We start from the raw sequence: 24,245 nt of genomic DNA, 5'->3' as shown, positions 1-24,245 counted from the left end.
CCAATCCTCCCGGGATCCGTCAACGGAATGTCAGGCCGGCTCGGATCTCGAGCCGGATCCGGCGATTGTGGGCCCAGTCCGGGCGGCGGGCGGGAAGTCAGCGGCGATTCGCCCATCGGTGGGAAACGCGACGCCCGGCGCGGGGCCGGGCGTCATGGGCGGGGGAGCCGGCGCGCGGCCGTCAGGCGTTCGAAGGCGGCAGCGTGTCCTGGAAGCTCTGGCGGGTCATGAGCTTCTCGAAGTGCCGGGCGAGGTTGGGATGCGCGGCGCGCCAGTCGATCTGCGGGAAACGGAAATCCAGGTAACCGAGCGCGCAGCCCAGGGCGACGTCGGCCAGCGTGAAGTGGTTGCCGGAGCACCAGTTGCGCTCGCCCAGGCCCAGGCCCATGGCCTGCAGCGACGCATGGACCTTGGTCATCTGGCGTTGCGCCCAGGCCTCGCTGCGTTCGCCTGGCGCGCGGCCGGACCAGGTGTGCTCCAGGCGGGCGGCGACGCAGGCGTCGATCATCCCGTCGGCCAGCGCTTCCCAGGTGCGGACCTCGCAGCGTTCGCGGCCGCGGTCCGGGATCAGGCGGCCGACCGGCGACAGCGTGTCGACGTATTCGACGATGACGCGCGAATCGAACATCGCGCCGGTGATCGAATCCTGCCCCTCCATGACCAGGCACGGCACCTTGCCGAGCGGGTTCATCTTGAGGATGTTGTCGCTGCCCCAGACGTCTTCCAACTCGAACTGGTAGTCGAGCTTCTTTTCCGCCATGACGACGCGGACCTTGCGGACGTAGGGGCTGGTGAGGGATCCGATGAGCTTCATGGTGTCGGCGGATTCTAGCGAGTCGCCTCCCCGGGCTGACTCCCGGACGCAACGCCGGCGCCGCCCTCATTTGGGTGTATTGCCGTCCCCTGCGCCGGTGACGCACACTCTCGCCCGCCCTGCCGAGGAGCGGGGCTGCGGCCGGCGTCGACATCTCCATGTCGAACGCTCGCGACCGCGGACATACACACAAGCTCGTCAAGAGCGACCTGGCGCCCCACGAGGCGCTTCAAGAAAGTTCAGAGAGAGGGAATCCATGCAACAGCACGAGGAAGCCGCGGCGACCGGTGGTCTGACCGGGTGGCCGCATTCGGAGTTCCGCAAGCGCAAGCTCGACATCCGCTTCACCGGATCGGGCAGCGAGTACTTCCGGATCTGGATCGTCAACCTGCTGCTGACGATCGTCACGGCCACGCTGTACTGGCCGTTCGCCAAGGCGCGGCGCATCCGCTACTTCTACGCCAACACGCTGGTCGACGGCCATGCGCTGAGCTTCCACGGCGACCCCTGGAAGATGTTCCGCGGCCATGTGCTGCTGATGGTGCTGACCGGCACGTACTCGCTGGCGGGCCATTTCTCGCCGCTGGCCGGCCTGGTGGCCTTCGGCATCCTGGCGCTGATCTGGCCCGCGCTGTGGCGCGCCGGCCTGCAGTTCCGGCTCGGCAACACCGCCTGGCGCGGCCTGCGGCTGGGCTTCGGCGGTTCGCTCAAGGGCGCGTACGCCGCCTTCCTGCCGCTGTGGATCATGTCCGGCACGATCCTGGCCGCCCAGGCGATCGGCGGCCCGAGCGGCATCGGCGAGGACGGCCGTCCGCGCTTCGGCGCCGTCGAGATGACCGTCCTGGCCGCCATGCTGGTGGCCGCGCTGTGCGCGCCCTGGATCATCACGATGGTCAAGCGCTACCAGCACCGCGGCTACCGCATCGCCGGCCAGCAGGGCGAGGTGTCGCTGTCCGCCGGCTCGGTGTACTGGCTGTGCCTGAAGGCGTTCGGGCTGTCGCTGGCGCTCTCGGTCGCGACCGGTCTGATCATGATCGCCGGCATGGCGGTGGCCGGGGCGTTCCATTCCAAGCTCGTGGCGGGCATCGTGGCCATCAGCATCGGCGGACTCGGCTACATCCTCTACTTCGCGATCGTCGGGCCCTTCTTCACCGCCCGGTTCCAGAACCTGCTGTGGAACGCGACCACCTCGCAGGACCTGAGCTTCACTAGCCAGTTGCACGTGCGTCCGTTGGCCTGGCTGACCTGCAAGAACTGGCTGCTGACCGCGATCACGCTCGGCCTGTACCGGCCCTTCGCCGTCGTCCACACGACGCGCCTGCGCCTGGAGGCGGTCAGCCTGACGATGGATGGCGACGCCGAGGCCTGGGTGGCCAGCCAGGCCTCCGACCAGCCCGATGCCGCGGGCGAATTCGCCGGCGACTTCTTCGGCATCGACATGGGCCTGTGATGGCGGGACCGACGGACGCGCCGACGCTGCGGGCGGACTACTTCGACGGCCGCAGCGCCCGCGCGCGGCCGGTCCGGCTGTGGCTCGAGCACGACCACCTGGTGGTGCACGACCAGGAGCTGGATGCCGTCGAGCGCCGCTATCCGGTGCGTCGCGTGGTCTGGCCCGAGCGCACCCGGCACGGCCAGCGCCAGGCGCAACTGCCCGACGGCGGCGTGCTCACGACGCAGGACGCGGGGGCCTGGGACGACTGGGCGCAGGCCTCGACCGGCGGCCGCGGGCTCGGCACGGGCCTGGCGGTCCGGTGGTTCTCCAGCTGGAAGCACACCGCGGTCGCGCTGCTGGCGGTGGTGCTCGTGGCCGCGGCGACCTGGCGCTGGGGCGTCCCCGTCGCGGCCGATGTCGTCGCGCGCAACGTGCCCGCGTCGATCGAGCAGAAGATCGGCGACGAGGCCATGGATCAGCTCGAGGGCTTCCTGCTCAAGCCGAGCCAGATTCCCGCGGCGGAGCAGCGCGCCTGGCGCGAACGCTTCGCCGCCATGGTGGCCAGCCAGCCCGGCACGCCGACCCCCTACCAGCTCCATTTCCGCGACACCGGCAGACGGCTCGGGCCGAACGCCTTCGCGCTGCCCGGCGGCCACATCGTGGTCACCGACGAACTGCTGAAGCTGCTCGGCGACCAGCCCGACGCGGTGCTGGGCGTGCTGGCCCATGAACTGGGCCATGTCCGCGAGCAGCACGGCATGCGGCTGATGATGCGCGCGAGCCTGGTGGGCACGCTGCTGGGGTTCGCCATCGGCGACTTCTCCAGCCTGCTGGCCGGCGCGCCGACGCTGCTGATGAATGCCAGCTACTCGCGCGACTTCGAGCGGGCCGCGGACGCGCAGGCCCGGCAGCTGCTGATCGACAGCGGACGCTCGCCGCGGGCGATGCTGACGCTGTTCGAGCGCCTGAACGACTGGCGCCACGATCGCGAGGTCGCGGCGAAGCAGGCCGCGGCGTCCGAGCCCAAGGGCCTCGGTCGCGACGTCCGCGAGGCGGCGACCGTCGGCGCCGGCGAGATGCTGCGGATCGCGTTCAGCTCGCACCCGGCCGACGAGGAACGGATGCGCTTCTTCGAGCGCTGATCGCGCGGCGAACACGGCCCTGCGCGGCGCGCGGGTTTCGCGGCCGCGGGAAGCGGCTCCTACACTCGCCGCTCCCTCTCAGCGGAGTTCGCGATGACGGCGTCCAGCACGGCTTCCGATGGTGGTTATGTCCTGTACGGCACCCGGGGTTCGGGGTCGGCGATCGTGGAGATCGGCTTGCGCTGGTGCGGCCGGGACTACCGGACGGTGCATGCGTCGTCGTGGGAGGACGCCTCGGAGCAGGCCGCGCTGCGGGCGCTCAATCCGCTGATGCAGATCCCGACGCTGCGCACGCCCGAGGGCGAAGTGCTGACGGAAAGCGGCGCGATCCTGATGCATCTGGGGCTGCGTTTTCCGGCGGCCGGGTTGCTCGCTGGCGACGAGCGGCAGCGGGACCAGATCCTGCGAGGGCTCGTCTACATCGCGGCGAACTGCTACAGCTGCATCAGCGTCATTGACTATCCGGCCCGCTACACGACGAGTGTCGAGAAGGCGGATCACGACGCAATCATCGCGGGCACGAAGGACCGGTTGCACCGGCACTGGGAGGTGTTCGCGGACATGTTCCCGGGCCGTCCCTGGTTGAGTGGCGAGGCGCCGGGGGCGCTCGACGCGATGGCGGTGATCGTGTCGAAGTGGTCTGGATCGAGAAAGCATCTCGAAGCCAAGCGCCCCGAGTTCTTCGCGCTGCTGCAGCGCATCGAGGCGCTTCCGCAGGTCGCCGAGGTCTGCGCCACCCACTGGCCCAAGACCTGAGCGGACCACGGTCCGAGTCAGCGCACGGAGCCGAAGTCCTCGATCCGGGTTAGCGCAGTTGAGCGGAAGTCCCGGTCCGGCTTAGCGCGATGGAGCGGAAGTCCTCGGTTCGAGTCGGCACAAGCCGGGGCGGTGGCCGCGATTTGTGGAGCCTGCGAGACGTATGAGCGGACGCTGCCCCGGCTTGTGCCGACGTGGCGGAGTCAAAGAAGGAGGGGGAAGGCTCCTCAAACCGCCACGAACTGCGGCAGCAACCGCACGTGGGTGTAGCGGGCAGGTCGTGCCGCTGGTTCCCCGAGCGTCTCGACGGGGGCGAAGCCGCACCGGGTCCAAAAGGTGGCGGACTCCGTGCTTTCGCAATTCACGTGGAGGCGGTGGAAGTGGCCTTGCGCGCTGGCGAGCACCGCGTTGACGAGGCGTTTGGCCAAGCCGTGCTTGCGCCACTCCGGATGAACGTAGAAGCGCCGCATGCGTGCGGTGCCGGTTCGTCCGGGGGGAGGTTCGACGTTGAGTCCGCCGACGGCGATGGCTTGGCCGTGGGTATCGAACCAGGCCCAGAGTGATTCTCCGGGTTGTTCGTAGCGATTGGCGCCGGTGCGCCATTCGTCCATCAGACGGCGGAGCATTTGCCAGCCTTCGTTCTCGCTGGCCGCGAGCAACGGGGCCCAGGCGAGGGGGTCGATCTGATGCACGCGGATCAGGCGCGGTGCGGCGCCATCGGAGGCCAGGGAAAGCATCGAGCGGAGCGGTAACCAGTCGTCAACCGAGCGGAAAAGGCCGGATTAAGCAGCAAGCGGGCGCCCCCGACATCGGGGACAACCCGCCTGCCGCCGGCCCTCGCGCCGGTACCCGCGCCGGGCTTGGCGCGGGCGTGGCCGACCGAAGGCTCAGCGCGACGGTTCCGGCTTCTTCGCGCTGTCCGGATGCTCGACCCAGGCCTTGAGCTCCGCGCTGCGCGGGTGCTTGGGCGAGAGCTCGATGAAGGCGCGGTAGGCCGCCTGCGCGCCCGCGTCGTCGCCTGCGCGCAGCAGCGCATCGCCGAGGTTCAGGTGCGCCAGCGCGCGGCTGCCGTCCATCTCGATGGCCTTGCGGTACCAGCGGGCGGCCTCGGCCGGCTTGTCGCGCTTGTAGTAGATGAAGCCCAGGTTGTTGGCGGCCAGCGCGAACTTGGGTTGCAGCTTGAGCGCCTCGGTGAAGGCGGCCTCGGCCTCGTCGTAGCGGCGTTCCTTGTAGAGCTGCAGGCCGCGGTCGTTGGCGCGCTGCGCCGCGACGCGGGCGCTGATCGGCGCCGGCGCGGCGCTGGTGGCGATCGCGGTGTCGCTGCCGTCCAGGCCCTTGAGGGTGATTTGGACCGCCGTCGCGCTCGCCGGCGTGCCGGGCGCGCCGCCGCTGGGCGCGGAGGCTTGAGCCACCGGCTGCAGCTGCGCGTTGCGGGCGTCGTCGGCCTGCTTGGCCAGCGCGCTGGCCTTGGCGTCGAGCTGGTTGCTGTCGCCGCTCAGCGCCTGTTCCTGCGCGGAGGCGAGCTCGAAGATGAACTCGCCGCCCTCGCTGCCCGGCAGGCTGCCGAAGGCCGGCGTCTGGTGCGCGATCGACGACACGGCCGGCGCCACGTAAGCGGCCAGCTCCGTCGCGGTGATCAGCCCGTCGCCGTTGAGGTCGGCCTTCCCGGAGAGCGCCTGCAGCAGCGTCCACGTGAACACCGAGTGGCCGCCGGGGCCGTCGTCGGCGACCTGCTGGTCGGCGCCGCCGGCCGTCATCATCTGGCGGCCCAGCCGCTTGGCGTTGTCGCGCACGAAGTTGGCGCTGCCGCCCGGCGCGCCGCCGCGCGTCAGGCCGAGGCCCGAGTAGCAGGCGTCGATCACGAAGAACGCATGCTTGGCGGGCAGCGCCTCGCCGAGTTCCTGCAACTGCGGCATCGCGATCGCATCGGTCTGCAGGTCGTCGGTGCCGGCGTCCACCGGGATGATGTAGCCGACATCGCGGCCGCTGGGCAGCTTGCGGGTGCTGCCGTGACCGGCGAAGAACACGAACACGCGGTCGTCGCGCTTGACCTTCGCGCCGTCGCCGCCGCGGCGCGCCATCGCATTGAGCGCGCGCAGGATGTTGGCGCGGGTCGCCTCGGCGTCGGTCAGCGTGGTGACGTTCTCCGGCCGGAAGCCGAATTGCGTCTGCAGCGTCTCCTGGATCGCGCGCGCGTCGCGCACCGCGTGCTGCAGCCGCGGCCAGGTCTTGTACTGGTCGATGCCGATCACCAGCGCATAGCTGTCGCGATAGAGGTTGGCGCCGGCGAGGTCCGGCGCGGTGTCCGCTGCGGGCGCGTCGACCGGCACGATCTTGCCGTCCTTCCAGGCGGCGAACTTGTAGCCCTCGGCCTTGAGCTGGTCCAGCACCAGCGGCAGCGCCTCGACGGTGCGGGCGTGGATGTCATGGAACAGCACGATGCCGCGCTGCTGCTTGCCGAGCTCGCCCAGCACCCGCGCCGCGATCGACTTCGGGATCGGGTCGGACCAGTCCAGCGAGTCCACGTTCCACATCATCGAGCGCAGCTTGAGCGCCTCGATCGCGCCGAGCGCCGCGTCGTTGCGCGCGCCGTAGGGAAAGCGAAACAGCGCCTGGCCGTCACGGCCGGCGGCGTCGAGCAGCGCCTCGGTCGAGCTCGCTTCCTGGCGGACCTTGTCGAGCTCGAACTTCGACATCACGCCGTGGCTGAAGCTGTGGTTGGCGATCGGATGGCCGGCGGCGAGCACGCGCTTGGCGACCTCGCTGCCGGCGCCCGGCTTGACCTTGCCGTTGGCGTCGACGCTGCCGAGGTTGCGGCCCAGCTCGAAGAACACGGCCGGCGCCTGGTAGCGCTTGAGGATCTCCAGGATCTCGTCGGTGTAGCGCGGATGCGGGCCGTCGTCGAAGGTCAGCAGCACCGTCTTGGGCGGCAGCTGGCGGCCGAAGTACTCGCGTTCCTCCTTGCTCGGGCCGCGGGTCGCGGCGGCCGTCGCCGGCGCGGTCGCGGGTCCGGCCTCGGGCGTGTCGACGACGCTGGGCCGCGCGCTCAGGTCCGGCAGGATGGTCGCGTAGTCCTTGAGGATGCCCTCGCGGGTGTAGAGCTTCTTGAGCTTGGCGACGTAGTCGGTCCACTTCTCGCGCTTGGGCACGATGCCGCGCTGCACGAAGCGGCCGAAGGTGTCGCGCAATTCCTGCTCGTAGGCGTTCTCGATCTCAGCCAGCACGGCCAGGTCCTCGCCGGCGCGCTTGGCCAGCTTGAGCCCGGCGATGCTCTGCGAGGTCGAGAACTGCTGCGACAGCTGCGTCAGGAATTCCTTGAAGGCGAGCCGGTCGGCGTCGAACCACGACGGTTCCTGCTCGACGCGGTCGAGCAATTCGGCCAGCGCGGCCAGGCCGGCGGGGTCGGTGCTCTTCGCGGCGGTGTCCTCGAGCGCACGGATGCTGTCCTGCATGTCGTGGAACAGCAGCTGGCCGACGGCGCGCACGGCGTCGCGCTCGGTGGGCTTGAGGGCGGCCTCGCCGTCCATCAGCACGATCATCTGGCGGTAGCGGGCGAGCACGTCGTCGCTCTGCTGGCGCAGCGTGGCGGCGACGGCCGGGCTGGCCGACGCGGCCTGGAGCGGCGCGAGCGGCTTCGGCGCCTCGGTGGACTTGCCGCAGCCGGCCAGCAGGCCCAGCGGCAAGGCGATGGCCGCGGCCCAGGCTGCGGTGCGGCGGATCGTGTTCTCCCTCATGCCATCCTCATCGAGTCATTCATCGGATGCATTCGCCGGCGGCATGGGCCGGACGGGTTGGTGGAATGCGGGCGCCATTGTGACGGCAGCGATGTGACGCACGCGAGGAGCAAGGTCACACGCGGTCGCGGTGCGCGGGCGCCGGGAGGCCCCTCTGTAGAATCCCGGGTTTGCCCCAATCCCTGTCCGGCCGGTCCGCCCGGCCGCCGCGCGCCATGAATCTCTCCGCCCTCACCGCCCTGTCGCCCCTGGATGGCCGCTATGCGTCGCGCATGGCCGCGCTGCGTCCGCTGCTGTCGGAGTTTGGCCTGATGCACCGCCGCGTGCAGGTCGAGATCGAGTGGTTCATCGCGTTGTCCGACGCCGGCCTGGCGGAGTTCAAGCCCTTGTCGGCCGCGTCGCGCGAGTTCCTGCGGGCGCTGGCGGCGAATTTCTCCGAGGCCGACGCGCAGGCGATCAAGGACATCGAGAAGACGACGAACCACGACGTCAAGGCGGTGGAGTACTGGATCAAGCAGCAGTTCGCCGGCAAGGCGGAGCTGGAGGGCGCCGGCGAGTTCGTGCACTTCGCCTGCACCAGCGAGGACATCAACAACACCAGCCACGGCCTGATGCTCAAGGCCGCGCGCGAGCAGGTGATCCTGCCGGCGCTGGACCGGGTGATCGACAAACTGGCCGCGATGGCGCAGGCGATGGCCGCCAACCCGATGCTGAGCCGCACGCACGGCCAGACCGCCAGCCCGACGACGGTGGGCAAGGAGATCGCCAACGTGGTGGCGCGCCTGCGCCGCGCGCGCGCGGTGATCGCCGAGGTCAAGCTGCTGGCCAAGATGAATGGCGCGGTGGGCAACTACAACGCGCACCTGTCGGCCTATCCGGAGACGGACTGGGAGGCCTTCAGCCAGGCGGTGATCGAAAAGCAGCTGGGCCTGACCTTCAACCCGTACACGATCCAGATCGAGCCGCACGACTACATGGCCGAGCTGTTCGACGCCGTGACCCGCGCCAACACCATCCTGGTGGACTGGTCGCGCGACGTGTGGGGCTACGTGTCGCTGGGCTACTTCAAGCAGCGGACGAAGGCGGGCGAGATCGGCTCGTCGACGATGCCGCACAAGGTCAACCCGATCGACTTCGAGAACGCCGAGGGCAACTTCGGCCTGGCCAACGCGGTGCTGACGCACCTGAGCCAGAAGCTGCCGATCTCGCGCTGGCAGCGCGACCTGACGGACTCGACGGTGCTGCGCAACATGGGCGTGGCGCTGGGCTACGCGCTGCTGGGCTACGACTCGCTGAGCAAGGGGCTGGACAAGCTCGAGCTCAACCAGGCGGCGCTGGACGCGGACCTGGACGCGTCGTGGGAAGTGCTGGCCGAGCCGATCCAGACGGTGATGCGCCGCTACGCGCTGCCCAACCCGTACGAGCGGCTGAAGGAACTGACCCGCGGCAAGACGATCACGCGCGAGTCGATCCAGCAGTTCATCCAGGGCCTGGAGCTGCCCGAGGCCGAGAAGCAGCGCCTGCTGGCGATGACGCCAGGGAACTACACCGGCAAGGCCGAGGCGCTGGCGAAGAAGATCTGATCGAGCGGCCGCGCCCGTCGGCGCGGCCGTCGTGATCGCCGGCGGAGCTCCGGCGTCCATGAAAAAAGGGCAGTGCATCGCTGCACTGCCCTGGCACCTTCCGGGTATCGGGGGATCGGGGTGTCGCTCAGGAGCAGCCCCGGAAGGCGCCGATGCCGGGGGGAATCGGCATCGGTAACCGGTGGTCGGCGATCGCTCGCCGGTCGATCAGAACTGGTAGGCCACGCCCAGGCTCAGGCGGTCGTCCTTCTTGTCGAAGCCATTGGCCTGCGGCATGTTGTTGAAGCGGGTCGCCTCGGCGCGCAGCGAGACGTTCTTCGTCAGCGCGTAGTCGACACCGACACCCAGCTTCAGGCCGGTCTTGTCCTTGTCGCCCAGGCCGTTGCTGAAGTCGCGCTGGGCGTACGCCACGCCGACCTTGCCGTACACGCCGAAGCCGGCGCCCAGCGGCGCGCGGGCGATGCCGTCCAGCGAGTACACCTTGTTCTTCGCGGTCACGCCGCCGAAGTCGACCTTGCCCAGGTCGGTGTAGGCCGCCTCGACCGCGAAGTTCTCGTTGAACTTGTAGCCGCCGAAGATGCTGTAGCTGTCGCTGGTGCGCTTCTGCGAGTTGCCGTCCACGCGCTGCGTGGTCTTGCCGACGTCACCGCCGATGTAATACGGCGTCACCGGATCGGCGTGCGCGACACCGACGCCCAGCGTCAGCGCCAGCGCGGCGGCGCCCAGCAGGCCGGCCTTCTTGCCGTTGATCGAAGTGCGGGTGTTGTTGTTGTTGCGGTTCATTCGAAACTCCTTCAGAGCTGTTGATCGATGTCGTCCGGGGTTGCCTTGGACATCCGCCAGGCTCGTTCGACATGGAACCAATTCTGAGAATTCGATCACCCGCTGTCTGTGGACCGAGTGGGGCGCTTCTGTGACGGTCTATGACAGCGTGCGCCCTGCGCCTTGACGAAGCTTCACGCGGGGCGGCCAGCGCACGCGCCGGCGGCCGTCAGGCCTTCGTCACCGGCCAGTGCAGCAGCAGCCGCGCGCCGCCCAGCCGCGGCGCCTCGCCCAGGCGCGCGTTGCCGCCATGCGCGTGCGCGACGTGCCGCACGATCGCGAGCCCCAGGCCGAAGCCTCGCGTCCCGCGGCCCTTGCGCTCCAGGCGCTTGAAGGGCTCGAAGGCCGCCTCGCGCAACGCGGGCAGCACGCCTTCGCCGTCGTCGTCGATCGCGAGCCAGAGCTGGCCCGCCTCCACCCACGCGGTCAGCAGGATGCGCGCCTTCGCGTAGCGCGCCGCGTTGCGCAGGCCGTTGCGCACCGCGTAGGGCAGCAGCCGTTCGTCGAAGGGCAACGCGTCGGGCAGCCGCAGGTCCGTGTCCAGGCCCTTGCCGTCCAGCAGCGGCGCCAGCGACGCCGCCTCGCGCGCCAGCATGTCGCCGAGGTCGCCCTCGACCACGTGCGGCTGCAACGCGCCCATGTCGAGCCGCGCCAGCGTCAGGCTGGCGTCGATCAGCTCGTCGAGCTCGGCGATGTCACGCTCGCAGGCCATCACCGCCTGCTCGCGCGCGTCGCGGTCGTCCTCGTCGACCAGCGCGTCGACGGCGAAGCGCAACCGCGCCAGCGGCGTGCGCAGCTCATGCGACACCGCGCCGGTCAGCTCGCGCTGCGTGGCCATCGCGGCGGCCAGCCGCTCCAGCATCGCGCGCGTCGCCGCCGCCACCGGCGCGAACAGCCGGCTCTTGAGCGGCGGCAGCTCGGTGTCGAGGCGGCCGGCGCTCAGCCGTTCGGCCGCGCGCTGCAACCCACGGAGGTCGCGCCACAGCGGCCGCAGCTGCCACCACGCGATCAGCGCCACCGCCAGCGCGATCACCACCGCCACGCCCAGTTGCGCGGCGAGCTCCTTCGGCAGCTCGCCGGCCCGCTTCGAATCGAGCGGCCCGAGCAGCAGCAGCTGGTCGGGCTCGCCCGGCAGCGCGGCGTAGATGCGGCGGTTGAAGCCGGTGACCAGCACCTCGCCGCGGCCCAGCTTGCGGCGCTGCTCGGCGCTGAGCTGCGCGAGGTCGGTGCGGATCAGCCGCACCGGGTAGTCGAACTGCGCGTCGAGCTGCTGCACCCGCTCGCGCCGCGCCGACGGGTCCAGCGGCGCGAGGTCGCGCACCAGCAGGTCCACCGTGCCGCGCATGAAGTTGCGGACGTAGTCGTTGGTGACCTCGGACGCGCCGATCAGCACCAGCCCCTCGACCAGCAGGATCAGCGCCAGCACCGCCAGCCCGAGGCCCAGCGCCATCCGCAGCAGCGAGGCGCGCAGCGAGAGCTCGGCGGCCATCAGTCGATCGCGAAGAGGTAGCCCTGGCCGCGCACCGTCTTGATCCGCACCGGCGCCTGCGCGTCGTCGCCGATCTTCTTGCGCAGCCGCGAGATGCGCGCGTCGATCGCGCGGTCCAGGCCGTCGAACTCCAGCCCGCGCAGGCCCTGCATGATGTCGTCGCGGCTGACGACCTGGCCGGCGCGTTGCGCCAGGAAGTTCAGCAGCTCGTACTCGGCCGTCGTCAGCGGGACGGTCTCGCCGTTCAGGCGCAGCTCGCGCGACTGCGGCAGCAGCGTCAGCGGGCCGAAGTGCAGCGCCTCGCCGACCGGGTGCGCCGCGGGCAGCGCGTCGCGGCGCAGCAGCGCCTTGAGCCGCGCCAGCAACACCCGCGGCGCCACCGGCTTGGCGATGTAGTCGTCCGCGCCGCCCTCCAGGCCGAGCACCTGGTCGATGTCGTCGTCGCGCGCGGTCAGCATCACGATGCGGCCGGCGAAGTCGCGGCGCGTGTCGCGCAGCACGTCGAAGCCGTCCTTGCCCGGCAGGTGGCCGTCCAGCAGCACCAGGTCGAAGGGTTCCTGGCGCATCAGCGCCTCGCCGGCCAGGCCGTCGCCGCAGAGGGTCACGGCGTAATGGGCCTTGCGCAGCGCGTCGGCGACGAGCAGCGCCAGGCGCTCGTCGTCCTCGATCAGCAGGATGCGCGCCGTCGGCGGGGCAGAAAGTTCCATGGCCGCGAGCATAGGCGAGGCCGTCCCGCGCCACCTTCAGGGATTCTTAAGCGCGCCCGGGTGCTCGCGTGCCCGCATGCGCCCTCGCGCTCGGGAACAGGCCGATCGGGCCGGCTCGGCGGTTGGTCGGCGCGCTCGGCACGCTCGGCGCCCTCGGCGCCCTCAGCGGTCCGCCGGCACGTCCAGCCGCCACCCCGCCGGCGTCCGCACGGCGCGCAGCGTCGGGTCGTCGGCCAGCGGCGCCCAGCGCCGCGCCAGGTGGTCCAGCGCCTCGGGCGACAGGTCGGTGCGCGCGGCCATCACCCGTTCCAGCGCGTCCGGCGTCAGGCAGGCCGTCAGCGCCGGCCGCGCCGGACCGTCCACGGCCGCGCGCCAGCGCAGGCGCAGCGCGGCGATCTCCTCGGCGTCGGTGCGCTCGACCGGGTCATGCCAGGTGTAGACCCGCGACAGCCCCTCGTGCGCCTCGGTCTGCTGGTCCCCCTCGTCGGTCATGCCGATGGCCAGCAGCACCCGCCCGGAGGCATGGTTCTCCGTGGAGGTCGTGCCCATCACGTGGCGCATGCCCAGCACCTGGCGGCAGTAGTCGAAGGTGCCCGAGGCCGCCTCGCGCGCGTAGCCGTGGCCCCAGTGGCGCGCCGGGAAGCCGTAGCCGATGTCCGGATGAGGCAGCCCCTCGCGCTGGATCACGCCGGCCAGGCCGACCAGTTCGCCGTCCTCCAGCCGCTCGACGGCCCAGAAGCCGAAGCCCAGCAGCCAGTAGCGCGTCTCGAGCCGCTCGCGGATCCAGGCCGCGGCCTGCTCCGCGGTGCGGACCTGCGCGTCGTAGATGTGCTCGATCCACGCCGGCTCGTTGAGCAGCCCCACGACGAAGTCCGCGTCCGATTGCCGGAACCACCGCAGGCGCAGCCGCGCCGTCCTCAACACTTCCATCCCCGCCTCCCAGCGTGCGTGAGCGATGACCACGCCCGCGCGGCCGCCTGCTCTCGTGGATCGGGGCCGCCGGGCAAAAGCGGGACAATACCGCACCCCGCCGGCCCGGCCCGCCGCCGCCCGGACGCCCCGAACGACCCTCTCCCGGACACCTCATGAAATTCATGCAGAAGCTGCAGGCCGCCGAGCGCCTGAACGACTCCCTGCTGTGCGTCGGCCTCGATCCCGACCCGGGCAAGTTCCCCGCCCCCTGGAAGGGCGACGCCGGCCGGATCTACGACTTCTGCGCCGCCATCGTCGATGCCACCAAGGACGTGGTCAGCGCCTTCAAGCCGCAGATCGCCTACTTCGCCGCGCACCGCGCCGAGGACCAGCTCGAGCAGCTGATGACCCACATCAAGCGCAACGCGCCGCACGTGCCGGTGATCCTGGACGCCAAGCGCGGCGACATCGGCGCCACCGCCGAGCAGTACGCCCGCGAGGCCTTCGAGCGCTACCAGGCCGATGCGGTGACGCTGTCGCCGTTCATGGGCCGCGACAGCGTCGAGCCCTACCTGCGTTATCCCGACCGGGGCGCCTTCCTGCTGTGCCGCACCTCCAACCCGGGCGGCGACGACTGGCAGATGCAGCGCCTGGCCGACGTGCCGGGCCAGCCGCGCCTGTTCGAGCACCTGGCCGCGATCGCCCAGGGCGACTGGAACACCAACGGCCAGCTGGGCCTGGTCGTCGGCGCGACCTACCCGAAGGAGATCGAACGCGTGCGCGCGCTGGCCCCGACGCTGCCGCTGCTGATCCCGGGCGTCGGCGCCCAGGGCGGCGACGCGGCGGCCACGGTCGCGGCCGGCTGGCGCCAGGACGCCGGCACGGTGATCGTGAATTCCTCCCGCGCCATCCTGTACGCGTCCGCCGGCGAGGATTTCGCCGCCGCCGCCCGCCGTGTGGCGCTGGCGACACGCGACGCGCTGCGCCCCGCCACCGGCGCCTGAGGCGGGGCCCTCGACGCCCGCCAATTAATTGGCAGAAACCCCGAACGCGCGCCGACAGCCCCGCGTTTCGGGATTCCTCGTCTCTTCAGAACCGGCGCCGCTCGCCGAGACTCCGTTACCGGACGTTGCATTCCGAGACCGCCGCGCGCCTCCGGGCCGGCGCGGTCGATCGAGGCGGGTCCACACACGACGAGGGCGGGGACGAGTGAGCAAGGATTCCCAGGACGATCTGAGCAGCCTGGTGGGCCAGGAGCTGTCGCGCGGCGACAGCCTGCCCGCCAAGCTGCAGTGGCGCGCGGCGCGGCTGTTCATGGCCGCGTGCGTGCTGCTGTCCGGGCTGGCGGGGCTGCTGCTGCTGGGCAGCGCCGGCGCGGCCGAGCCGCTGGGCGGCCTGGTGCCGCCGGTGCTGGCCGGGCTCACCACCGTGGCCGGGCTGGCGATGCTGTGGAAGCTGCCGGCGCACCGCGGCCCGTCGGCCGCGATCGTGCTGATGTGCCTGGCGATGGCCACGGCGTTGGCGCTGGCGGTGTCGCGCCAGCTGGGGCTGAACGCGGCCAGCCTCGGGATCATGGGCCTGATGGTGGCGCTGAGCACCGGGATGATCGGCCTGGGCGCCGGGCTGGCGCTGTTCGGGCTGGGCCTGGCGGCGCTGGGCGGGCTGGCCTCGGCGGAGCTGGGCGGCTGGATCCAGGTCGGCTCGGCGCCGGTCGGGCTGACGGCCCGGCTGCTGACCCAGCTGCTGCTGCTGACCGCCGGGCTGGTCGTCGGCCTGGGCACGGCCAAGCTGATCCGGCGCGCGATGCAGGAGGTCAACGAGCGCCACGCCCGTTTCCGCCACCTGCTCAACATGGCGGCCGACTGGTACTGGGAAATGGACCGCCAGTTCCGCTTCACCCACCTGGCCGAGCACCAGCCCGGCTCGTCCGGCCTGTCGCTGGCCGAGCGGCTGGGCCGCGCGCCGTGGGAGATCGAACACCTGGGCCTGAGCGACGAGGAACTCGACGCGCACCGCGCCGACCTGGAATCGCACCGCCCCTTCCGCGGCCTGGTGATGCGCCGCACCGCCGAGGACGGCGCGCTGCATTACGTCTCGATCAGCGGCGAGCCGCGCTTCGACGCCAAGGGCAACTTCCGCGGCTACTGGGGCGTGGGCCGCGACGTCACCGACGAGGTCCAGACCGAGCAGGCCATGGTGGCCACCGAGACCCGCTACCGCGAGCTGTTCCGGCGTTCGCCGTCGCCGCTGGTGCTGCACCGCTGGGGCCGGGTGATGGACGCCAACCCGGCGGCGATGGCGATGTTCGGCTACACCCAGCGCTCGTCGATGATCGGCCAGGACCTGTTCTCGCATTACGAGCCCGGCGACGAGGAGCGCGCCCGCCAGCGCGCCGCCAAGATCGAGACGCTGCCGGTGGGCGCGATGCTGCCGATGACGGAATTCCGGCTGCGCACGCTGTCGCGCCGCCGCCGCCAGGTGCAGGCCACCAGCGTGCGGGTGGACGCGGCCTCGGGGCCGGCGACGCTGTCCTTCTTCATCGACCAGACCGAGACCTCGCGCGCGCAGGACGCGCTGCGGCGCTCGGAGGCGCTGCTGTCGCACCTGTTCGCGACCAGCCCGGACGTCGTCACGCTGACCGAGACCGTCAGCGGCCGCTACGTGATGGTCAACAAGACCTACGAGTCGATGAGCGGCTACACCGCCGACGAGGTGCTGGGCCGCAGCTCCGAGGAAGTCGGCATCTGGCAGGACCTGGGCGACCGCGAGCGGCTGGTCGAGGCGCTGAGCCAGCAGGGCCGCGTCGTCGACATGCCGGCGACCTTCATGAACCGGCGCGGCCAGCCGATCCCGATGCTGCTGTCGGCGGCGCCGTTCGTGATGGACGGCGTGTCCTACCTGGTGGTCAACGCGCGCGACGTCAGCGACACCGAGCGCACCCGGCTGGTTCACGCGGCGATCCTGGAGAACGCGTCGATCGGCATCGCGCTGACGCGCGACCAGCGCTTCGTGCAGGCCAACCGGCTGGTGGAGGAGATGCTGGGCTGGCCCGCGGGCGGGCTGATCGGCCAGCCCGGCGCCGTGGTGTGGCCCAGCACCGAGGACTACGACGCGGTGGGCCGCGAGATCGGGCCGCGGCTGGCGGCGGGCGAGCAGGTCGAGGTCGAGCGGCTGATGCGCCGGCGCGACGGCGGCCGTTTCCTGTGCCGGATCCTGGCGCGGGCGGTCGATCCCAACCACCCGAGCCGCGGCGGCACGATCTGGATCATGGAGGACGTGACCGAACGCCGGCGCGTCGAGGCCGCGCTGGCGCAGGCCAAGGACGAGGCGCAGGCGGCCAACCGCGCCAAGAGCGCCTTCCTGGCCAACATCAGCCATGAGATCCGCACGCCGCTGAACGGGCTGGTGGGCCTGGCGCGGCTGCTGCAGCAGCCCGACCTGGCCGGCGACACCCGCAGCCACTACCTGGACCAGATGGTGGACAGCGCGGAGAGCCTGTCGGGGCTGATGTCGGACATCCTGGACCTGTCCAAGATCGAGGCCGGCCGGCTGACGCTGGAGACGGTGCCCTTCGCGCTGCGCGACATGCTGGCGACGATGCGCATGGGCTACCTGACGCTGGCGCAGGCGCGCGGGCTGGGGTTCGGCATCGAGGTCGAGGACGCGGTGCCGGGTTGGGTGATCGGCGATCCGGTGCGCACGCGCCAGATCCTGAGCAACTACCTGAGCAACGCGCTGAAGTTCACCGAGCAGGGCAGCGTCGCGGTGCGGGTGCGCCGGATGGACGAGCGCCGGCTGCGCATCGAGGTCAGCGACACCGGCCCCGGCATCGCCGAGGCGATGCACGAGCGGCTGTTCCAGCCCTTCACCCAGGCGGATGAGTCGACCACGCGCCGCTACGGCGGCACGGGGCTGGGCTTGTCGATCTGCCGTGAGCTGGCGACGCTGATGGGCGGCAGCGTCGGCGTGGACAGCCGGCCCGGCGAGGGCGCGACCTTCTGGGCCGAGCTGCCGTTGCCGGCGGCGCCGGCGCCGATGAGCACGCAGCGCCGGGCGCCGGCGGAGGACGCGGAGCTGGCGGGGCGGCGGATCCTGATGGTCGAGGACAACCCGGTGAACATGATGATCGCGGTGGCGATGCTGGAGCAGTGGGGCGCGGAGGTCTCGCAGGCCAGCGACGGCAGCCAGGCGGTCGAGGCGGTGACGGCAGCGGCGAGCATGGGCAAGCCCTTCGATGCAGTGCTGATGGACGTGCAGATGCCGGTCATGAGCGGCCACGAGGCCACGCGCCAGCTGCGCCAGCGCTACGACCAGGCGCAGTTGCCGATCGTGGCGCTGACGGCCGCGGCGCTGGTGCAGGAGCGCGACGAGGCGCTGGCCGCCGGCATGAACGAGTTCCTGACCAAGCCGATCGACGCGCAGCGCCTGCGGCAGGTGCTGGTGCGGCTCACCGCAGACTGAGCGACGCGCCCTTCCAGTCCGCGGCCTGCCAGCGCTGGAACGCGCCGAGCATCGCCGCGTCGCCGGCCTGGCGCTTCGTCTCCAGCGTGTCGAGGTCGACCTGCTCGTAGCTGCGCTTGTAGCGGCCTTCGGCGCGGGACTCGCGCGCCACCAGCAGCTCCCGGCCGCCGGGCACCCAGCCGGCGAACTCCGCGTAGCCCAGGCCCGGCTGCGCCGCCACCGGCGGCAGCACCGACACCCGCCAGCCCTGCGGCGTGCGGCGCAGCAGCCACAGCTCGCGCCAGCCGTCCGCCGGCACCGAGGCGATCGCGATCGCGTTGCCCTCGCGGTTGATCCGCGCCGAGGCCGTCATCACCAGCCCCCAGGCGCAGTGGCGCAGCAGCGGCGAGGCGCCTTCGCGCGCGCCGTTCAGCGCCAGCGTCAGGCAGGTCTCGCCCGGCTGGCCAGGCAGCACCGTCAGCGTCACGCCGGCCAGCGTCTGCGTCGACGCCGCGGCCGGCAGCGCGGCCCAGCGCATCGCGTTGCCGCGCATCGCGGCGTCGTTGTAGGCCGGCTGGTCGTCCTCCGACAGCTCGGCCGGCACGATCCGCGCGAAGGCTTCCAGCGCGCGGCGCGACGCCGACGACGACGCGTCGACCTGCAGCGCTGGGACTGGCGTCGCGGCGGTCGCTCCGGCGGTTCCGGGGGATGCCGTCGCCTTCGAGGCGACAGCCGCGATCCCCGAGGTCGACGGGGTCGATGCGATCGATGCGGCCGATGCGGCCGATGCGGCGACGGCCGCGCCCGCGCGGCGCGCGCGGATGAACGCCAGGCTGCTCCACACGCCCGATTGCCGCATCAGCACGCGGTTGCGCCAGTGCGTCGCCAGCATCGGATCGCGCAGGTCCACCTTGTCGAGCACGTCGGCGCGCCACTGGTCCATCTGCTCGCGTTGCGGCGGCGTCGCGGCGGGGTCGAGGCAGTCGGTCCGCGTCAGCGCCAGCGCGGCGCGCGCCTTCTGTTCCGGCGTCGAGGCCGGCATCGCCAGCACGCGGCGAAACGCCTCGCCGTCGTAGCAGAGCTGCATCGCGCCGGCGTCGCGCTCCAGCGTGCGGAAGCGCAGGCCGTAGCGCGCGGCGACGTCGAGCTGCGCGGCGACCTGCGCCTCGGCGGCGGTGGCGGCGCCGTCCGGCCGCGGCTGCGCGCGCGAGGCGCGGTCGGCCAGCCGCTCGGCGAGCGTGCCCATCGCGTCGAGCGCCTCGGCGCCGTCCGCGCCGTTGACCTGCTCCGCGCTCGCGGCCTGGATGTAGGCGGCGGCCAGGCCCAGGCCGAGCGACTCGGCGCCGGTCTGCTGGCGCACCACGCGCAGCGCGGCCAGCAGCGCCTGCGGCTGCGCGGCCGGGCCGGCCAGCGGCAGCAGCGCCGCCTTGCGCACGTAGCCGCCGCGCTCGCGGCGGTAGTCGTAGACCTGGAAATGGTCGGGGCGCTCGCCGCGGATCTCCAGCGCCTCGCCGCGCCAGAGCTGCGCCTGCGCCGGCGCGCCGTCGCGCGCCGAGGCGCGCATCGCGACGTTGTCCTGCACGACCAGCGCCGTGCGCACCGTCGCGCCGTCGGCGCCGGCGTCGGCGCGCTTGATCGGCGGCTTGGGCGCGGTGTCCTCGGCGGCCGCGGCGCCGGGCGTCGCGGCGCTGGCCGTGTGGACACACAGCAGTTGAACGGCGACGGCGGCGATGGCGGCGGCCATCACGAGCTTCATGCGGCACATGTCGGAACCCTTTCGAATCGAGTCCATGCGGGTCATCGGGAACATCGGGCGTGTCGAGGCCAGGGCGGCGGCGGGCGCGCTCATTGCGAGGACTGGCCCTGCGCGGCCCCCTCGGTCTCCTCGCCTTCCGGACGCGCGTCGCGCTTCGCGCCCAGCAGCGTCTTGCCGATGAATCCGCCATCCGACGGCGGCGGCGCGATGATCACCTGCACCTTGTCGGACAGCTTGTCGGCCATCGCCTTCTGGATCAGAAGCGGATGGCGGCTCAGCAGCGCGCCCTCGGCCGCCATCTGGTCCACCGCCACCTTGCCGATGCGCGTCTGGCGATAGGCCTCGGCGTCGGCCAGCTTCTCGCGCGCCTTGGCTTCGCCGTCGGCCTCGATGCCGCGCGCCTGCGCGTTGCCCTCGGCCATGCGGACCCGCGCGACGCGTTCCGCCTCGGCCTCCAGCTGGCGCTGCTCGACCTGGCGCTGCTTGAACGGCAGCACGTGCTTCATCGCCTCCTCCTGGCCCTTGGCGGCGATGACCTGCTCGCGCGCCGACGCCTCGGCCGCGGTCTCGCGGCGCACCTTCTCGGCGGCCGCCTCGAGCTCGGTCTGCTTGACCTGCTTCTCCTTGAGCTCCAGCGTGTAGCGCATCTTCTCGCTGGCCAGGCCTTCGGACAGCAGGTTCTCCAGGCCCGCGCGGTACTCCTGCGGCAGGTCGACATTGCCGATCTCCAGCCCGCGCAGCACGATGCCGTCGGCCGCCAGCTTGCGGCGCAGCTCGCCCTCCAGCGCGGCCTGGATCGGCCCGCGCTGCGTCGAGAAGATCTCCCGCACCGTGTGCGTGGCGATCTGGCGGTAGACGATGCCCTGCAGCGCCGGGGCGATCACGTCGCCCTCGATGTCGTCGGGCAGCGTCGCGGCCAGTTGCGCCAGCCGCGCCGGGTCGACGGTCCAGCGCACCGTCAGGTCCAGGCCCAGCGACAGGCCCTCCAGCGACTGCAGCGGCGCCTCGCCGTCGGCGCGGGCGAAGCGGGTCGGGTGGTAGCTGCGGTCGCGCAGCGGCAGGTCGCGGACGTCGTGCAGGCCGGGGATCGCCAGCAGCGAGCCCGAACGGGCCTCGGTCAGGCCGCCGGTCAGCTGGTTGGTGCGCAGGCTGACGGCGCCGCGCGGCACCTCGTGCACCGGCGGATGGGCGACGAGCAGCGCCACCGCTCCGGCCACGGCGGTCAGGCCGGCCAGCCAGGGCAAGGCGCGGACGAAGCCGGCACCCGCGCGCCGCATCGGCGCGCCGAAGCCACCGGCACCGCCACCAGCGCCGGCACCGGCGCCTTCGCCGCCGAACTCGCCGTCGCGGCGGGAGAAACCGGGCAGCCGAGCCTTCAGCCGGGCGGCGGCGTTGCGGATCGATTGCAGGCGGTCGTTCATGAGGTCCTCCGGGGTGCCCGTCCACGGGCTGTTGGGATGACGCTCATGGTCCGCATGGGGCGCGGAAGCCTCAATGCGCCCGGGCGGCGGCTCCCTTCACGGTCCGGAAGAAACCTTCACGGGGCGGCGGCGCCGGCGCGGCCGGGGCTGTCCATAATCCGGCGCCATGGTCACCCCCAGGAACAAGGTCGCCGTCATCGAGGACGACCGCCCCACCAGCGAGCAGCTCGCCGGCTGGATCCGCGCCGCTCGGCCCGAGCTGCAGGTCGACCAATGGTTCGACCGCGACGCCGCCGAGGCCGCGCTGGCCCGCGAGCCCTACGAGATGGTGGTGCTGGACATCGAGCTGGGCCGCGAGCGCAACGCCGGGATCGCGCTGATCAACGAGATCAACAAGCTGGGCGCCGGCACGCCGGTGCTGGTGGTGTCGGCGATGCCCGCGGCGATCTACCGCGGGATCATGAAGGCGCTGGACGCCTGGGACTACCTGCAGAAGACCAGCTTCGACGAGGCCGAGTTCATCGACACCTTCCTCGACATCCTGCGCGCCGCCCGGGCACGCGCGCCGGCCGAGCCGGCCGCCGCCGCGCCCGAGACGCTGCAGCTCGACCCGCTGTGGCAGCGCAGTCCGCTGTGGAAGGGCCAGCGCATCAACCTGCCGCTGACCGCGCAGCGCATCCTGGCCACGCTGCACCAGCGCGCGCCGCAGGTGGTGTCGTACGAGGAGCTCTACGACGTCGTCAAGAGCGGCCGCACCCGCGACAACGTCCGCAAGCATGTGTCGACGCTGCGCGAGGCGCTCAAGGAGGTCGACCCGGCCTTCGACGCGATCGAGAACGTGCCGATGCGCGGCTTCCGGTGGTCGGGCCCGCGGTGATCCCGGCCCTCACCCCCACCCTCTCCCGCAGTGCGGGAGAGGGAGCCCGACCGGCGCCCGTCGCCCGTGGTGCGGGAGAAGAAGCCCGACAGGTGCCCGCCGGGGCATGCCGGCGCGGGTCGGACAGGCGAGGCGTCGCATGAAGCTCGGACCGGTCGAGTTGCCCGCGCTCGCGGTGCCGCGACTGGGGCCGGCGGCGTTCCGGCGCCGCGCGGTGGTGCACCTGGCCTTCCTGCTGCTGGCGCTGGCGACGGTCGGCCTGGTGCTGACGGTGCTGATCGACCAGAAGCAGCGCGCCTACCAGCGCTACGCGCAGGGCTTCCGCCAGTCGCTGGCGGAGATCGTGCTTCAGCTGCGCCATCCGAGCGGCCAGCTCGCGCTGCTCAATCCGACGATGGGCACCGGCGACCGCGACGGCCAGGCGCCGGTGCTGCTGCCGTTCGCGGCGATCGACTTCGACGACCAGAACAAGGCCCAGCGCGCCGTCGAGATGGCCGGCTGCGGCCTGCGCTGGCCCGACGGCGCCAGCCTGTGCGCCGCCGTCGGCGCCAATGCCTACGCCGGCGGCTTCCTCTACCTGGTCGGCAGCCTGGAGAGCGGCCCGCTGGTCGGTCGCGAGCACGGCGCGCTCGATCTGGGCGGCGTGCATCGCGCGCGGGTGACGCTGACGCTGCGCGGCCAGACGCAGACCTGGATCGCGCCGTTCGAGGGCGCCGCGGCGTCCGACGGCTCGCAGCGCGGCCGGCTGACCGGATTCGCCGGCGCGGGGCCGCAGCTGCCCGGCAAGGCGCGCCCGGTGCGCGAGTTCCGCGGCTGGCTCTGGCGCGAAGGCCCCTGCGCCGAGGGCAGCAGCGGCCCGGCCTGCGCGCGGCGGGCCTTCTATTCGATCCGGCTGCCGGTGGAGGCCTTCCAGGACGCGCTGTTCGACGGCGACGGCCGCCGCGCGCGGCCGGTCTGGCCGCCGGCCGACCTGGACCAGGCGCGGGTGCGGGTCGAGCTGCTCGGCCCCGGCGCCGAGGGCGAGGCGCCGCCGGTGCTGTTCGACAGCGCGCGGCCGGGCGCGTCGCTGGCCTTGTCGCTGGACCGCATCGGCGCGGCGCTGCAGCCCGGCGAGACGCTGCGCATCGAACGCCTGGGCCCGCGGCCGCAGACGATCGCCGAGCGGCGCGGGCCGGAGCTCTCCGAGCGCGCCCTGCCCTGGCTGATCCACGTGATGCGGCGGCTGCCGGTGCAGGGCGACATCCTGGGCGTGGGCGCCGACACCGACGCGGCCGAGGTCCGTTGGCTGACGGCCGCCGACGAGGTCGCCACGCCCAGCGGCCGCTATCGGCTCGAGCTGCGCGGCGACCTGCGCAGCCTGGACCGGCAGCTGGCGCTGGAGGCGCGGCCGCTCGCCTGGCTGGCCGCGGCGATGCTGGCGGCGGTCGCGCTGGCGTGGCTGATGGTGGAGCTGGGACTGATCCGCGGCATCGCGGTGCTGACCAAGCGCGCGGCCGCGGTCTCCTACAACATGCAGGACGCGCGGGCGGACCAGCGCATCGGCGAGCTGGACGTGGCCGACCTGCGCGGCCGCGACGAGCTGGGCATCCTGGCCGGCAGCCTGGCCGACGCGCTCAGCCGCGTGAAGGACGGGCTGCGCCGCGAGCAGCTGCGCGCCGAGCGCGAGCGCGAGATGTGGCACGCGGTCGGGCACGAGATCATGTCGCCGCTGCAGTCGCTGATGCTGCTGCATGGGGCCGCGGACGATCCCAGCCATCGCTACGTGCAGCGGATGCAGCAGGCGGTGAAGGTGCTCTACGGCAGCGCGCCGCCGAGCGAGGCGCTGGCCTCGGCCGACCTGCATCCCGAGGTGCTGGACCTGGTGGCCTTCTGCCGCGAGGTGGCCGCCAACGCGCATTACGCCGGCATCGACGACGTGACCTTCACGACGGCGCTGCCCGAGCCGCAACCGGTGCGGGCCGAGGCCTACGCGCTGGAGGATGCCGTCACCCACGTGCTGCGCAACGCCGACCGCTACCGCCCCCGGGGCACGCCCATTGCCCTGACGCTGGAGGCGGGCGAGCCCGGCACGGTGCTGCTGCGCATCCGCAACCAGGGGCCGCCGATCGATCCGGCGATGCTCGAGCAGATCTTCGAGTACGGTGTCTCCGACACCGCGCCACAGGCGGCCGGCGAACGCCGCGGCCAGGGGCTGTTCGTCGCCCGGACCTACCTGGCGAAGATGGACGGCGGCATCCAGGCATTCAACCTGCCCGATGGCGTGGTCTTCGAGATGAGCCTGCGGCGCGTCACGGCCTGAGCCGGCGCGTCCCCGGGCTCGCCGTCCACCCGCGCGCCGTCGCCGAACCAGGAGATCC

General features: G+C 72.1%; 17 protein-coding genes. 8 read left to right on the top strand and 9 right to left on the bottom strand.

Annotated features, from left to right (window positions below; translation table 11 throughout):
* Nucleotides 1-181: 181 nt before the first annotated feature.
* Nucleotides 182-814 (bottom strand): glutathione S-transferase C-terminal domain-containing protein, encoded by a 633-nt coding sequence (locus tag N5D62_RS05795; RefSeq protein ID WP_279756707.1) that lies wholly within the window; start codon nt 812-814, stop codon nt 182-184.
* Nucleotides 815-1,070: 256 nt separating this feature from the next.
* Here N5D62_RS05795 and N5D62_RS05790 point away from each other — a divergent pair, with 256 nt between their 5' ends.
* The 3 genes from N5D62_RS05790 to N5D62_RS05780 all read left to right on the top strand — a co-directional run bounded on the left by N5D62_RS05790 (nt 1,071) and on the right by N5D62_RS05780 (nt 4,147).
* Nucleotides 1,071-2,264 (top strand): YjgN family protein, encoded by a 1,194-nt coding sequence (locus N5D62_RS05790; protein ID WP_279756706.1) that lies wholly within the window; start codon nt 1,071-1,073, stop codon nt 2,262-2,264.
* The gene (locus tag N5D62_RS05785) at nt 2,264-3,391 is read left to right on the top strand and encodes a M48 family metallopeptidase (protein WP_279756705.1); all 1,128 of its coding nucleotides are present in this window, start codon (nt 2,264-2,266) and stop codon (nt 3,389-3,391) included. The genes N5D62_RS05790 and N5D62_RS05785 overlap by 1 nt, the downstream gene beginning before the upstream one ends.
* A 93-nt stretch (nt 3,392-3,484) precedes the next feature.
* Complete coding sequence (locus N5D62_RS05780) at nt 3,485-4,147, top strand: glutathione S-transferase (protein WP_279756704.1); 663 nt, start codon at nt 3,485-3,487, stop codon at nt 4,145-4,147.
* 227 nt (nt 4,148-4,374) lie between these two features.
* Here the strand turns inward: N5D62_RS05780 and N5D62_RS05775 are convergent, their stop codons facing one another.
* Nucleotides 4,375-4,884 carry a GNAT family N-acetyltransferase gene (locus N5D62_RS05775; protein WP_279756703.1) on the bottom strand — a complete coding sequence of 170 codons (510 nt, stop codon included), beginning with the start codon at nt 4,882-4,884 and terminating at the stop codon, nt 4,375-4,377.
* A gap of 150 nt (nt 4,885-5,034) precedes the next feature.
* Nucleotides 5,035-7,881, bottom strand: coding sequence for a polysaccharide deacetylase family protein (locus N5D62_RS05770; RefSeq protein WP_279756702.1), 2,847 nt, complete (start codon nt 7,879-7,881; stop codon nt 5,035-5,037).
* Between the two features lie 215 nt (nt 7,882-8,096).
* On the opposite strand from N5D62_RS05770, the gene purB reads away from it, so the two are divergent.
* Nucleotides 8,097-9,464 carry an adenylosuccinate lyase gene (gene purB / locus N5D62_RS05765; protein WP_279756701.1) on the top strand — a complete coding sequence of 456 codons (1,368 nt, stop codon included), beginning with the start codon at nt 8,097-8,099 and terminating at the stop codon, nt 9,462-9,464.
* A gap of 207 nt (nt 9,465-9,671) precedes the next feature.
* Here purB and N5D62_RS05760 read toward each other — a convergent pair whose 3' ends face one another.
* The 4 genes from N5D62_RS05760 to N5D62_RS05745 form a co-directional block, all read right to left on the bottom strand.
* Nucleotides 9,672-10,247, bottom strand: a complete 576-nt coding sequence (locus N5D62_RS05760) for a porin (RefSeq protein WP_279756700.1) — start codon at nt 10,245-10,247, stop codon at nt 9,672-9,674.
* A 208-nt stretch (nt 10,248-10,455) separates the two neighbouring features.
* Nucleotides 10,456-11,775 (bottom strand): ATP-binding protein, encoded by a 1,320-nt coding sequence (locus N5D62_RS05755; RefSeq protein WP_279756699.1) that lies wholly within the window; start codon nt 11,773-11,775, stop codon nt 10,456-10,458.
* Nucleotides 11,775-12,482 (bottom strand): response regulator transcription factor, encoded by a 708-nt coding sequence (locus N5D62_RS05750; RefSeq protein WP_279756698.1) that lies wholly within the window; start codon nt 12,480-12,482, stop codon nt 11,775-11,777. Before N5D62_RS05750 ends, N5D62_RS05755 begins: the two co-directional genes overlap by 1 nt.
* Before the next feature lie 162 nt (nt 12,483-12,644).
* A complete protein-coding gene (locus tag N5D62_RS05745; RefSeq protein WP_279756697.1) occupies nt 12,645-13,412 on the bottom strand; it encodes a GNAT family N-acetyltransferase in 768 nt (255 codons plus the stop codon).
* A 155-nt stretch (nt 13,413-13,567) separates the two neighbouring features.
* On the opposite strand from N5D62_RS05745, the gene pyrF reads away from it, so the two are divergent.
* Both pyrF and N5D62_RS05735 read left to right on the top strand, forming a co-directional pair.
* A complete protein-coding gene (gene pyrF, locus N5D62_RS05740) occupies nt 13,568-14,398 on the top strand; it encodes an orotidine-5'-phosphate decarboxylase (protein WP_279756696.1) in 831 nt (276 codons plus the stop codon).
* Between the two features lie 205 nt (nt 14,399-14,603).
* Nucleotides 14,604-17,855, top strand: a complete 3,252-nt coding sequence (locus N5D62_RS05735) for a PAS domain S-box protein (protein WP_279756695.1) — start codon at nt 14,604-14,606, stop codon at nt 17,853-17,855.
* Here N5D62_RS05735 and N5D62_RS05730 read toward each other — a convergent pair.
* Together N5D62_RS05730 and N5D62_RS05725 are read right to left on the bottom strand one after the other, a co-directional pair.
* Nucleotides 17,842-19,626, bottom strand: a complete 1,785-nt coding sequence (locus N5D62_RS05730; RefSeq protein ID WP_279756694.1) for a hypothetical protein — start codon at nt 19,624-19,626, stop codon at nt 17,842-17,844. The two genes, N5D62_RS05735 and N5D62_RS05730, sit on opposite strands and share 14 nt — an antisense overlap.
* 53 nt (nt 19,627-19,679) lie before the next feature.
* Entirely contained in the window at nt 19,680-21,011 is a 1,332-nt protein-coding gene (locus tag N5D62_RS05725) for an SPFH domain-containing protein (RefSeq protein WP_279756693.1), read from the bottom strand.
* 166 nt (nt 21,012-21,177) lie between these two features.
* Between N5D62_RS05725 and N5D62_RS05720 the strand changes: the two genes are divergently transcribed.
* Both N5D62_RS05720 and N5D62_RS05715 read left to right on the top strand, forming a co-directional pair.
* Entirely contained in the window at nt 21,178-21,888 is a 711-nt protein-coding gene (locus N5D62_RS05720; protein WP_279756692.1) for a response regulator, read from the top strand.
* 139 nt (nt 21,889-22,027) lie between these two features.
* Complete coding sequence (locus tag N5D62_RS05715) at nt 22,028-24,187, top strand: HAMP domain-containing sensor histidine kinase (RefSeq protein ID WP_279756691.1); 2,160 nt, start codon at nt 22,028-22,030, stop codon at nt 24,185-24,187.
* Nucleotides 24,188-24,245 lie beyond the last annotated feature (58 nt).

It is taken from the genome of Mitsuaria sp. GD03876 (assembly GCF_029840635.1).
GTDB lineage: Bacteria > Pseudomonadota > Gammaproteobacteria > Burkholderiales > Burkholderiaceae_C > Roseateles.
This window is presented reverse-complemented; position numbering and strand designations above follow the sequence as displayed.

Coding starts and splice junctions, on each gene's coding strand:
- N5D62_RS05795 (WP_279756707.1), bottom strand. CDS start 814: ATGAAGCTCATCGGATCCCTCACCAGCCCCTACGTCCGCAAGGTCCGC.
- N5D62_RS05790 (WP_279756706.1), top strand. CDS start 1,071: ATGCAACAGCACGAGGAAGCCGCGGCGACCGGTGGTCTGACCGGGTGG.
- N5D62_RS05785 (WP_279756705.1), top strand. CDS start 2,264: ATGGCGGGACCGACGGACGCGCCGACGCTGCGGGCGGACTACTTCGAC.
- N5D62_RS05780 (WP_279756704.1), top strand. CDS start 3,485: ATGACGGCGTCCAGCACGGCTTCCGATGGTGGTTATGTCCTGTACGGC.
- N5D62_RS05775 (WP_279756703.1), bottom strand. CDS start 4,884: ATGCTTTCCCTGGCCTCCGATGGCGCCGCACCGCGCCTGATCCGCGTG.
- N5D62_RS05770 (WP_279756702.1), bottom strand. CDS start 7,881: ATGAGGGAGAACACGATCCGCCGCACCGCAGCCTGGGCCGCGGCCATC.
- purB (WP_279756701.1), top strand. CDS start 8,097: ATGAATCTCTCCGCCCTCACCGCCCTGTCGCCCCTGGATGGCCGCTAT.
- N5D62_RS05760 (WP_279756700.1), bottom strand. CDS start 10,247: ATGAACCGCAACAACAACAACACCCGCACTTCGATCAACGGCAAGAAG.
- N5D62_RS05755 (WP_279756699.1), bottom strand. CDS start 11,775: ATGGCCGCCGAGCTCTCGCTGCGCGCCTCGCTGCTGCGGATGGCGCTG.
- N5D62_RS05750 (WP_279756698.1), bottom strand. CDS start 12,482: ATGGAACTTTCTGCCCCGCCGACGGCGCGCATCCTGCTGATCGAGGAC.
- N5D62_RS05745 (WP_279756697.1), bottom strand. CDS start 13,412: ATGGAAGTGTTGAGGACGGCGCGGCTGCGCCTGCGGTGGTTCCGGCAA.
- pyrF (WP_279756696.1), top strand. CDS start 13,568: ATGAAATTCATGCAGAAGCTGCAGGCCGCCGAGCGCCTGAACGACTCC.
- N5D62_RS05730 (WP_279756694.1), bottom strand. CDS start 19,626: ATGGACTCGATTCGAAAGGGTTCCGACATGTGCCGCATGAAGCTCGTG.
- N5D62_RS05725 (WP_279756693.1), bottom strand. CDS start 21,011: ATGAACGACCGCCTGCAATCGATCCGCAACGCCGCCGCCCGGCTGAAG.
- N5D62_RS05720 (WP_279756692.1), top strand. CDS start 21,178: ATGGTCACCCCCAGGAACAAGGTCGCCGTCATCGAGGACGACCGCCCC.
- N5D62_RS05715 (WP_279756691.1), top strand. CDS start 22,028: ATGAAGCTCGGACCGGTCGAGTTGCCCGCGCTCGCGGTGCCGCGACTG.